The organism is Micromonospora sp. ALFpr18c (assembly GCF_008868155.1).
GTDB lineage: Bacteria > Actinomycetota > Actinomycetes > Mycobacteriales > Micromonosporaceae > Micromonospora.
Genome location: NZ_WBKR01000197.1, coordinates 1 through 11128, shown reverse-complemented (window position 1 = coordinate 11128; position 11128 = coordinate 1). Strand labels below are relative to the sequence as shown.

12 protein-coding genes are annotated in these 11128 nt (G+C 66.3%); 5 read left to right on the top strand and 7 right to left on the bottom strand.

Annotated features, from left to right (window positions below; all coding sequences use genetic code 11):
- The 6 genes from F8271_RS26000 to F8271_RS25975 all read right to left on the bottom strand — a co-directional run.
- The coding region (locus F8271_RS26000; protein WP_151492456.1) for a branched-chain amino acid ABC transporter permease at positions 1 to 1037 on the bottom strand (1037 nt) is incomplete at its 3' end.
- Positions 1034 to 1924, bottom strand: a complete 891-nt coding sequence (locus F8271_RS25995) for a branched-chain amino acid ABC transporter permease (protein ID WP_151492455.1) — start codon at positions 1922 to 1924, stop codon at positions 1034 to 1036. The genes F8271_RS25995 and F8271_RS26000, both read right to left, overlap by 4 nt.
- On the bottom strand, positions 1924 to 2706 hold the full coding sequence (locus F8271_RS25990; protein ID WP_151492454.1) for an ABC transporter ATP-binding protein: 783 nt from the start codon (positions 2704 to 2706) through the stop codon (positions 1924 to 1926). The genes F8271_RS25995 and F8271_RS25990 overlap by 1 nt, the downstream gene beginning before the upstream one ends.
- A complete protein-coding gene (locus tag F8271_RS25985; protein WP_151492453.1) occupies positions 2703 to 3446 on the bottom strand; it encodes an ABC transporter ATP-binding protein in 744 nt (247 codons plus the stop codon). Before F8271_RS25985 ends, F8271_RS25990 begins: the two co-directional genes overlap by 4 nt.
- A gap of 3 nt (positions 3447 to 3449) precedes the next feature.
- Positions 3450 to 4649 (bottom strand): substrate-binding domain-containing protein, encoded by a 1200-nt coding sequence (locus F8271_RS25980; protein WP_151492452.1) that lies wholly within the window; start codon positions 4647 to 4649, stop codon positions 3450 to 3452.
- A gap of 216 nt (positions 4650 to 4865) precedes the next feature.
- Positions 4866 to 5120: a hypothetical protein gene (locus tag F8271_RS25975; protein WP_225854767.1), complete on the bottom strand. Its 255-nt coding sequence runs from the start codon at positions 5118 to 5120 to the stop codon at positions 4866 to 4868.
- Positions 5121 to 5422: 302 nt separating this feature from the next.
- Between F8271_RS25975 and F8271_RS25970 the strand changes: the two genes are divergently transcribed.
- The 4 genes from F8271_RS25970 (at position 5423) to F8271_RS33405 (ending at position 9021) form a co-directional block, all read left to right on the top strand.
- Positions 5423 to 5644 (top strand): GntR family transcriptional regulator, encoded by a 222-nt coding sequence (locus tag F8271_RS25970; protein WP_151492450.1) that lies wholly within the window; start codon positions 5423 to 5425, stop codon positions 5642 to 5644.
- Between the two features lie 103 nt (positions 5645 to 5747).
- Positions 5748 to 6179, top strand: a complete 432-nt coding sequence (locus tag F8271_RS25965; RefSeq protein WP_151492449.1) for a hypothetical protein — start codon at positions 5748 to 5750, stop codon at positions 6177 to 6179.
- Complete coding sequence (locus F8271_RS34260) at positions 6176 to 7534, top strand: tyrosine-protein kinase family protein (RefSeq protein ID WP_370461971.1); 1359 nt, start codon at positions 6176 to 6178, stop codon at positions 7532 to 7534. The genes F8271_RS25965 and F8271_RS34260 overlap by 4 nt, the downstream gene beginning before the upstream one ends.
- 638 nt (positions 7535 to 8172) lie before the next feature.
- Positions 8173 to 9021 (top strand): hypothetical protein, encoded by an 849-nt coding sequence (locus F8271_RS33405; RefSeq protein WP_225854766.1) that lies wholly within the window; start codon positions 8173 to 8175, stop codon positions 9019 to 9021.
- Positions 9022 to 9172: 151 nt separating this feature from the next.
- Here the strand turns inward: F8271_RS33405 and F8271_RS25950 are convergent, their stop codons facing one another.
- A complete protein-coding gene (locus F8271_RS25950; RefSeq protein ID WP_151492447.1) occupies positions 9173 to 10291 on the bottom strand; it encodes a glycerophosphodiester phosphodiesterase in 1119 nt (372 codons plus the stop codon).
- Between the two features lie 142 nt (positions 10292 to 10433).
- On the opposite strand from F8271_RS25950, the gene F8271_RS25945 reads away from it, so the two are divergent.
- On the top strand, positions 10434 to 11128 hold a 695-nt coding region (locus tag F8271_RS25945; protein ID WP_305069494.1), incomplete at its 3' end, for a potassium transporter TrkG.

Sequence of the window (11128 nt, the reverse complement as noted above, 5' to 3'; positions counted from 1 at the left end):
GGGAAGAAGTAGACGGCCAGGATGAACACCGTGCCCAGGACGAAGAGGGGCTGGCTCAGCGGATGACTGAGGACGGCCGGCAGGTTGTCGACCGCGTCGCTCGTGCCGAACGCGGTGAGCCGGTGGTCCAGGTACATGTAGAGGACACCGCCGAGCACCGGCCCCCACCGGGTGCCCGGCCCGCCGAGCACCACCATGACCAGCAGCGACAGGGTCAGCTCGGAGGACGTGATGTGCGGCGACGCACCGCCGACGATCAGCAGGTAGACCACCCCGCCCGCCGACGCCAACCCGCCGGCCAGGGTGAACGCCACCAGTTTGTAGCGGTACGGGTCCAGCCCGAGCACACCGATCCGCCGCTCGTCGTCACGCAGCCCGGCGAGCACCCGACCGGTCGGCGAACCGCTCACCCGGTGCACCACGAAGACCACGAGCGTCAGGTACGCCAGTGCCAGCCAGTACAGGTTGACCGTGTTGGTCACCCCCACCAGCCCGGCGGGCAGGCCGGACACGTCCAGCGGCAAACCCTCCTCGCCGCCGGTGAGCCCACCGAAGTCCCGGGCCACCAGGATCGCCCCGACCTGGGCGAACGCCAACGTGACCATGGCGAACGCGATGCCCACGGTGCGCAGCGCCACCGCTCCGAGCAGCGCCGCGAGGATCGTTCCCCCGGTGATGGTCAACAGCGCCGCCTGCCACAGCGGTAGACCGGCCCGGGTGACCAGGATGTCGGTGCCATACACGCCGGCGGCGAAGTACAGCGCGTGCCCGAAGGAGAGCATCCCGGTCCGGCCGAAGAGCAGGTCGTACCCGGCGGCCAGCCCACCGAAGATCAGGCAGATGGCGAGCAGTTGCAGGGTGCCGGGCGAGTTGACCGGCCCCTCGAAGATCCCCGGTAGCGAGATCGTCGAGTACGGCAGGATCGCCAGCACGACAAGCGCGACCAGCGGCAGGAACGGGCGGACGCGGTGCCACCGCCCCCGCTGCGGGGTCAACTCGTCGGGCACCTGCGCGGGAGGAGCGTCGATCACCGTCATGCCGTTGCCACCTTTCCGGCGATGCCCTGCGGGCGCAGCAGCAGCACCACGGCCAACAGCCCGACCACGCAGATGTCGCCCAGCCCGGACGTGCCGTAGTAGTTGACGAACTGCTGCACCAGCCCCACCACGACGGCCGCGTACGCGGAGCCGACCACCGAGCCCATGCCGCCGATCACCACCACGATGAACGCGAAGATCAGCAGCGAGCCGCCCTGGCCGGGCGAGACCGTGCCGAAGTAGACCCCGCCCAGCGCGCCGGCGAGCGCGGCGGCCGCCCCACCGATCGCGAAGACCAGCGTGAACGCCTTGCGCACGTCGATGCCGAGCGCGGTCACCATCTCCCGGTTCTCCACGCCGGCCCGGATCACCAGGCCGTACCGGGTCCAGCGCAGGAACGCCAGGATCGCGCCGAGCACCAGCACCGCCGCGATGATCAGCAGCAGGCCGCCGTTGGGCACCTGCGCGCCGAGGATCCCGGTCACCTGCCGGGTCCAGTCGGGGCGCGGGAAGGTGCGGGCGTCCGCACCCCACGTCGCCTGGAGCAACGCCACGCCGGCCAGCGACAGACCGACGGTGACCAGCACCTGCTCGATGGTGCGGGAGTACAGCGGGCGGATCAGCACCAACTCGACCAGGATCGCCACCAGCGTGCCGGCGGCCACCCCGAAGGCGACCGCCACCACGAAGCCGAACCCGTCGGAGCCGGCGCCCGGCAGGTTGCCCGCCGCCCACCAGGTGCCGTACGCGCCGACGCCGAGGAACAGCCCGTGCGCGAAGTTGAGCACGTCGGCCAGGCCGAAGACCAGGGACAGGCCGGAGGCGACCAGGAAGTACAGCGCCGCCAGACCCAGGCCGGTCAACGCCAACAGGATCACGGTGCCCATCAGCGTTGGTCCTTCCTCGCGACTGCGGGGCTCGCAAGCTCACTCCTCGCGCTCGGCGAGGCCACCTCCGCCGAGCCGACACCGAGCAGCGACTTGGTCAGCGCCGTCTCCAGCAGCAGCTCACGGGCGTCGCCGGTCCAGGCCACCTTGCCGGCGGCCAGCACCACCGCGTCGCGGGCCAGTCGGCGTACGACCGCCAGGTTCTGCTCCACGAGCAGCACCGGCACCGACTCCGCGACCCGTTCCACCACCTCGGCCACCTCGGTCACCACCTTCGGCGCCAACCCCTTGGTCGGCTCGTCGACCAGCAGCAGCCGGTTGTCGTTGAGCAGCACCCGCCCGATCGCGAGCATCTGCTGCTGCCCACCGGAGAGCGAACCGGCCCGTTGCCGTCCGCGCCGGTCCAGCTCCGGGAAGAGCGCGAAGACCTTGTCGTACGCCGGGCTGGTGCCGCGCCGCTCGGCGAGCCGCAGGTTCTCGGCGACGGTGAGGCCGGCGAACACGCACCGGTCCTCCGGCACGTAGCCGAGCCCGCCGCGGACCAGCCGGTGGGTGGGCCGGGCCAGCAGGCTCTGCGCGCCCATCCGGATGGTGCCGCGGACCTCCCCGGCGGGCGGGGTGAGGCCGACGATCGCGCGCAGCGTGGTGGTCTTGCCGACGCCGTTGCGACCGAGCAGGACGGTCACTCCGGTCGGGGCGACCGTGAAGGACACCCCCTGGAGGATGTGCAGCCCGGAGATCCGGACCGACAGGTCCTCCACACTGAGGATCGGTTCGCTCACAGCGACTCCCCCAGGTAGGCCTCTTGCACCGTGGGGTTGGCCATCACCGTCTCCGGGGTGTCGCAGGCCAGCAGCGCGCCGTGGTGCATGACGGCGATCCGGTCGGCCAGTTCGAGGATGACGTCCATGTGGTGCTCGACCATCAGCACCGCCCGGCCGCTGTCACCGGTCAACGACTTGATGACGGCGACCAGCTCCGGTACGTCCTCGGCGCTGACCCCGGCCATCGGCTCGTCCAGCAGCATCACCCGCGGTTCACCGGCGAGCAGCAGGGCGATCTCCAGCTTGCGCTTCTCGCCGTGCGCCAGGGTGCCGGCGAGCGCCGTACCCCGGTGGGCGAGGCCGACCCGGTCGAGCGCCGTGTCGGCGGCGGCGGCGACCTCCCGGTCGGCTGCCGCCCGCCGCCACAGTGCCATCGAGCCCCCACGGTGCGCCTGCACGGCGAGCCGGACGTTCTCCCGCACGCTCAGCGAGCCGAAGACCGAGGACGCCTGGAAGGTACGGCCCAACCCGAGGCGGGCCCGCCGGTGCGGCGGAAGCGCCCCGATGTCCTGCCCGTCCAGGGTGATCCGACCCTCGGTGGCCCGGCGCAGGCCGGTGATCAGGTTGAACAGTGAGGTCTTGCCGGCGCCGTTCGGCCCGATCACGCCGAGGAACTCCCCGGGCGCCAGGTCGAGGTAGACGCTGTCGACGATGGCGACCTCACCGATCCGCCAGGTCAGACCGCGGGTGGCGAGCATTTCTCAGCCCTTCATGGCCACGGCCGGTGGCGCGGTCTCGTCACCGGTGAGGCTCTTCTGCGCGGTCGCCGTGAAGGCGGTGCCGCTGCCGGTCAGCTTGGCCTGGAACATCGGCTGGAGCAGCGCGTGGTCCGCAGCCCGGATGGTCATCTTGCCCTTGACCCCGTCGAAGCTCCAGCCCTCCAGGGCGGTGACCATCTTGTCGACGTCGTCCCCACCCTCCTGCACCGCGCGGACCACCATCTGGGCGGCGGCGAAGCCGTCCGGGTGGAACAGGTCGATGGTGCTGACCTTGGCCTTCAACGCCTTGCTGGCCTCGGTGTCGCTGGCACCGTCGAAGTAGTGCGACAGGAACGAGATCTTCGCGCCGGCGGCGCCGAAGGTCGGCCACGAGGCACGGATGTCCAGACCGGTGACGACCGTGGTGGACGAGAGAACACCCTGCTGGTCGAGGGTCTGCCACATCGCCGGGGCGGTCGTGCCGGCCCAGGCCACGAACAGCAGGTCCGGCTTGGCCGACTTGATCTGGCTGGCGAACGGCGTGAACTCGGTGGCGCTGGCCGGGGCCCGCACGCTGCTCACGGTGGCGCCCGCACCACCGATGACGGCCTTGACGGCGGCCTCGTTGGCGTCGCCGAATGCGCCGTCCTGAGCGAAGACCATGACCTTCTTGCCGGCCGGGTCGCCGATGAACGACTTGGCGGTCACCACGTCCTGGTAGGACTGTCGCCCGGAGCGGAACGTGTACTTGTTCGCGCCGGTCACCGCGTCCGTGGCGGCCGGGCCGGAGATGAACAGAACCTTGTTCTGTGCCGCGATCGGCGCGACCTGGAGCGCCACACCCGAGGCGGTGGAACCGGCGATGATCTTGGTGCCCTTGCCGATCAGGTCCTTCGCCGCGGAGACCGCCTTGGCCGGGTCACCCGCGTCGTCGACCTCGGTCAGCTCGATCTTCCGGTCACCGACCTTGCCGGTGCCCTGGGTGGCGAAGTCCAACCCCGCCTTGAACCCCTCGATGTACTGCTTTCCGTAGCTGGCCAGGGCTCCCGACTCGGAGTACACCAGGCCGACCTTGACCGGCGCGGCGCTGTCGCCGCCGCCGGTGGCGGTGTCCTGCGGGCTACCACAGGCCGTGGCGGCCAGTGCCGCCGCCATCATCGTGGCGGCGGAGAGGAACGCCCGCCGCGTGTGCCGGACCGTCATCGCGACTCCAGGTGAGGACAGGATGCTGTGTTGTCGGCTCACGCTAGAAGTGACGTCACCCACGAGCTATGTGGCAGAAACACACAAGTAACCGAAGGGGGATGGCCGGAGGTTACAGCGGGCCGCACTACCACCCGGTGACCCGCGCCCCCGATAGCCCGAATCCCCACGGACCGCCCGAACCGTGTGTCGCCTCGCGCCATCCGGCCCGCCCGCTCAACCGCAGGGCCCGTCGTGGTCGGCCGGGCGCGGGCACCGTCGACGCCCGCCGAGCAGACGGTCACAGAAAACCCGATGTCGTACGCCCTGAGCATCCTCTTCCGACACTGTCGTCTCGGCCCGGTCCACGTCGGCGAGGAAACCCAACGCCCTCGTGATCGCCCGAGCGAACCGCAGCGCCCCCGACAGGTCCTCCGCGACCACCGGCAGATGCACCACGAACCGCTCCCGCCCCGCGCCCACAACCACCACCCTCGCCTCGTCGGCTCTTTGTTGGCCTGCCGTCGGCCTGGTGGGCGGTCCGGTGTGCGGGTAGGGGACGCCCACCGGACCGCCCGGCCCCACGCCCGCAGCCCAAACGGCGATACGAACCCGGAGCCCATCTCACGCCCACGCCCCGAGGGTTTGCCGAACCAACCAGAGCCGGACACCCAGCAACCTACTACAGCAGGTGCAGTAGGTCGACCCCGCAGCGCAATCACCGAGCAACTTATTGCAGTTGCTAGAGCAGGTCGGGCATGATCAGAGGTGCCGAACCAACCGGAGTCCTCACCATGCCCACTGCACAGCCGTCGTTTCGTCGCATCGTCGACGAGATCGCCGAACGAATCAGGACCGGCGACCTCAAGCCTGGCGACAAGCTGCCCTCGACCAGCCAGCTCGCCGACATGTATGACGTCAGCACCGGCACGGTCTATCGGGCACTCTCGCTGCTGCACGACCGGAACCTCATCATCGGTCAGTCCGGTCGCGGCACCTATGTGGCGGGTGGGTAGGCATCGGGCCGGCCCCACCGTCCCGCTGCCGGCTAACGTCTAGACACGGCAGACGCGCGGTCGGTCCTGTGGCCACTGCGCTAGAGGCCGTAGGCTCCTGTCTGTGCAGAACTTCGACTCCGCCGCCACACGCCATCTACATGATGCGGCGCTACTGCACCGTAGCGGCCGACTGCCTAACGCAGACCATCTTGCGGGCTTCGCCGCCGAATGCGCCCTCAAGGCGATTTTGATCAGCTTTCTCGGGGCGCATCAGACCAGCGGGAAGCCATACTCAACCATAGCCGGCCAGAAGAAGGATCATGGGCATCTCCCAGGACTGTGGGACGAAGTCAAGATGGTGCTGAACGGTCGAACTGGCGGACCCGTCTTCTCTGGACTTCTTGCGCACAACCCATTCATCGGCTGGTCAGTCAACGATCGCTACGGCGACGGCTCGGCCGTAACCGCCCAAATCCTCGCCGCGCGGCTGGCGGCAGCACAACAGATCCTCGGACATCTACAAAACGCTAAAATACTCGGGACGCTGCGATGACGGTGCCAGACTCAGTACGATTCGATGATTCGTGGAGCGCAGCCCGCGCAGTTGCGACGGGCCTTTCCGAACGCGGCATCGACGTCGTACTTGTCCGCGACCTCCTAGGTCGTGCGACCCTCGTACTGACGGATCCTACGGGACGGCCAGTCCCTGAAGGACTTCAAGCCGAGGCAAGAGAGCGGCTCAAAGCTCAATGTTCGCCGTTCGTGGCAGACCATCCAGTCCTTATAGCTCAAGACCTCTTCGCACCGGACGCAATACTCGATGCGGCAGACATCCTCATTCTTCAAGACCGTGATCCAGGCCGCGGCATTGGTCGTCTCGCTTTTCTAGAGCGGGGAGTCATTGGACGAGAGTGGCGACACGTAAGGGACGACCCAGAAACCAACAGAGTCACACTCTACGGTTTCAAAGGGGGAGTCGGGAGGTCTACAGCCACTGTTATTCTTGCACGACACCTGGCCCGGCAGGGCTACTGCGTCCTTATAGTTGATTTAGATCTAGAGTCTCCAGGCGTGTCTACTATGGCCTTGAACTGGGAAGAGATTCCAGAATATGGCCTGGTCGACATACTAGTTGAATCCGCGGTTGGTTCCGCCGCAGGACTTAATTGTGTAGCGCGCAGCAGCCGCCTTCGAGTGGATGGCAACGGCGAGGTCTGGGTGGCGCCGGCAGGAGGCCGCCCCCGCCCAGGCTATTCATATTTACCTAAACTAAATCGGGCGTATATCGATATAGCGCCCGAAAATGGGGCCGGTTCGCGAACTCCCGGCGGAATCATATTCGGCAACCGCCTTCGGCACGCCGTAGATTTCTGCGTCGAAGAAGTCCGCGTTCGAAGCCGTAAGCCCGATGTTGTGCTGCTAGATAGCAGAGCAGGACTTCACGATGTGGCCGCTGTCGCCATAACGCAGCTTAGCGACGTCACCCTGCTCTTTGGCACCGACAACGCCCAGACATGGAACGGCTATGCAGAAATGTTTCAACAGTGGAAGTCTGACATACATCTCACGCAAACGATAAGGAGCAGGCTGAGAGTTGTGGCCGCCATGGTTCCCGCTTCGAAAGAGGTCGAGTATCTGGCCGGTTTCAGAGACAAGGCCCATCTCTTATTTAGTGAAACGTTGTACGACGAAGCATCGGCAGGTGATTTTGACGCCTATAGCCCCCCCTTGGGAGATAGCGAGGCTCCACACTCACCTCTATCGATTACTTTCACCACCGACCTCGTTGGCGTCGACTCAGCCACCCGAGCCGACTGGATCGACCAAGACTTCATTTCCGCTGCCTACGAATCTTTCGTGAACGGTGCGACCGAGCTCATAGTCGGGACGCCGGAGGATATCCAATGACCGTTGATTTGTCTCCCCAGCAGTATCGCGAATTGCTCGGCTCTGCGCTTCCCATCGCTGCGGACGCCGACACGCTGGACCCTAACCTTAGGACGCTATTTACCCCCAGCAGTCACCGGCTGGCGCTAGAGCCAGAGGTTACAGTAGTCCGGGGGGCTCGGGGTGTAGGCAAGACCGTTTGGTTCAAAGCGTTACAGAATCAACTACTGCGGAGGGTCGCTGCCGACGCATACAAGTTGCCGCGCCTCACCCGAATTGAGACGCATCCGGTTTTTGGTTCCGAATTAGCACCTGATCGCTATCCCGGACCTGCAATCCTGGCGGACCTTGCCGATCGCGTCAGTGACCCCATGCAGATCTGGATGGCTGTCCTACTGTATGCGCTAAAGATCGATGAGGTAACTCGACTGTCAACGTGGGCTGCCCGGGTTGCGTGGGTTCGGGAGAATCCAGAACCCGTTGAACGATCCCTAAGCGCTGCGGATCGCGCGGCAACGGACGCAGGCGTGACTCACCTGCTTCTCTTCGACGCCCTAGAACGTCTCCATCCAGACAGAAGTAGAACAGATCTACTCGTGGCAGGAATACTTCGGCTGGCCCTCGATCTGCGGACAAGGACTCGCAGCCTACGGGGTAAGGTGTTTATTCGTCATGACATGTTCGAGAGCGGACGGCTTCATTTCGCGGACGCATCGAAGCTGCTTTCCAATGCAGCAGATCTGACGTGGGCAGAGTCTAGCCTCTACGGCCTCTTGTTTCATCATTTGGGAAACGCGGAGAACGAACACGCAAGGGCTTTTCGTCAAATTCGTCCCGGCTGGCGCGAACAAGAGATTGAGCCGGGAGAAGCCTTGCGCCGCTTTGTTCCCCCTTCTGAGCTTACGGGAGACCGGAAGACGCAGCAGGAACTATTCGTTCGAATTGCCGGTCGTTACATGGGAACAGACCATCGCAAGGGTCATACCTATACGTGGTTGCCCAACCATCTAATGGATGGACTGAGCCAGGTGAGCCCTCGAAGTTTCCTTCGCGCCCTGACAAAGGCGGTCGAAGTGACTGAGATGCAGTACGCCGGACACGTGCTAGCTCTTCATTATGAAGGCATTCGTCGCGGAGTTCAGGAGGCGTCCCGTACGAGGGTGGCTGAGATCACTGAAGACTTGCGATGGGTAGAGCTTGCGATTGCGCCGCTAGAGGGTCTTCAAGTGCCTGCAGAACTAGAGACGATCATCGAGCGATGGGGTGAGAGGTCATTAGGATCGATGCTCACGGAACAGGCCGACGAAATTGATCTGAGAAATGATCCGGCCAAGGTAAGAACAGGCCCTAGGAATCCTCGAAACTACCAAGATCTCGTTGAGGAATTGGTAGGGCTTGGAGTAATGACGAAACGGGCCAACGGGCGTATCGACCTTCCTGATGTCTATCGGATCGCATTCAATATTGGGCGCCGAGGTGGTGTTCCTCGGCTAAAGGCCTCCTCCTAACCCTGCTGCTGCAGGGAGTCTGTTGCCATCCCGAGTGCCCAGTCAGTACTGCTGGCCTGCCGCCTAAACACCGGACGACAGGCCAGCCTCCGAGTCGGACGTAGCTCGGCCGGACGGACCGCATGAACGCGGGTTGGCTCCGGCCCGAGTATCAGCGCGCGAGGCCGGCGCGGGCGGCGACTGCGGTGTCCGGGTGGTCGCTGAAGACGCCGTCCAGACCCAGGCCGAGGAAGAGCTCGTACTCGGCCGTGATGTCGCCGCGCGCGTTCGGGTCGGTGCCGATCCGGAAGTCCACGGGGAGGAACTGGTTCTCCGCACGGAACGTCCAGGAGTGCACGAGCAGCCGCTCGCGGTGTGCGTCACGCACCACGTTCGTCGGGGCGAGCAGCTTGCCGGCGGCGTCGCGGGGCACGATCAGGTTCTTGTTCGCGCCGATCCCGTCGGCGTAACCCGCGATCCACTTCAGGCCGGCAGCCGTGGCGAGGTCCTGGTAGGTGCGGGTGTCGCCGGCGGCGGTGAAGTCGTACGGGCGGCCGGTGGCGTCGAGGAGCTGGACCAGCTTCACGTCGGTGAGCCGGCTCAGCCGACGCAGGTTGGCGGTCTCGAACGACTGGATGAAGACCGGCGAGTTCTTGTGGTCCAGCTTGTTCTGCCGCAGCACCTTCAGCAGCGGCTCCTCCAACGGCAGGCCGATCGACGTGAAGTAGCTCGGGTGCTTGGTCTCCGGGTAGATGCCGATGGTGCGGCCCCGTGCCCGCCCCTCGGTCCGAGCCAGATCGATCACCTCCTGGAGGGTGGGCACCTCGAAGCGGCCGTCGAAGGCGGTGTTCGCGACGCGGACCTGCGGAAGTCGCTCCTTGGCCCGCAGCGTCTTCAACTCGGCCAGGGTGAAGTCCTCGGTGAACCAGCCGGTCACGGCGACACCGTCGATGGTCTTCGTCGCCCTGCGGGCGGCGAACTCCGGGTGCGTCGACACGTCGGTGGTGCCGGAGATCTCGTTCTCGTGCCGGGCGACGAGGACGCCGTCGGAGGTGGACACCAGGTCCGGCTCGATGTAGTCCGCGCCCATCCGGATCGCCAACCGGTACGCCTCCAGCGTGTGCTCCGGCCGGTAGCCGCTGGCACCTCGGTGACCGATCACGATCGGGCGGTCGTCCGCCCGGGTGCGGTTCGCCTCGGCCGAGGGGCCGGCGGCGGCCATGGTGGGCACGGCCACGGCGGCGGCGAGCAGCGCGCCGGCCACGCCGAGGGTCGAGAGGGTACGTCGCAACGCCGTCTCCTGTCATCGGGGAATGCCGCGGATAGCAGACCGCCCGCGATTGGCCGGGAGTTGGTCGATGTCTGGACGGCAGGTGAATCTCCGGAATGGGCGTTCCCACTCCGACGCCTGCGCGGAAAAGGAAGATTGTCTGGTGCGCCGGTTTTTCCGCAACCCCGTGCGGCTGGTGCCGCTGGGGTTCCTGGTGCCGATACTGCTCGGCACCGCGCTGCTGATGGCGCGCTGGGCCACCGTCCAACATCAGCGACCGCCCCTGGTCACCGCCCTGTTCACCGCCACCTCGGCGGTGTCGGTGACCGGTATGGCCATGACCGACACCCCCAACTACTGGTCCGGCGGGGGTCTCCTGGTGATCACCCTGCTCACCCAGCTCGGCGGTCTCGGCATCCTCACCGCCGCGGCGCTGGTCATCCTCGTGGTCTCGCGCCAGCTCGGCCTGCGCAACCGGCTGCTGGTGCAGGCCGAGACGGCCGAGTTCGGCATCGGGGACGTGGCCCGGCTGCTGCGCCGCATCGCGGTGACCGTCTTCGCCTGCGAGGCGGTGATGACCGCGCTGGTCACCGGCCGGCTGTGGTGGGCGTACGACTACACGTTCGGTGACGCGCTCTGGTCGGGCGTGTTCCACGCCGTCCAGGCGTTCAACAACGGCGGCTTCGCGCTCTACAGCGACGGTCTGCTGGCCTTCGACCGCGATCCGTGGGTGTCGCTGCCGCTGGCATTCGGTGCCATCGTCGGCGGGCTCGGGTTCCCCGCCCTGTTCGAGGCGGTCCGTGAGTGGCGCAAGCCGACCGGCTGGGCGGTGGCCACCAAGCTGACCATCTGGGGCAG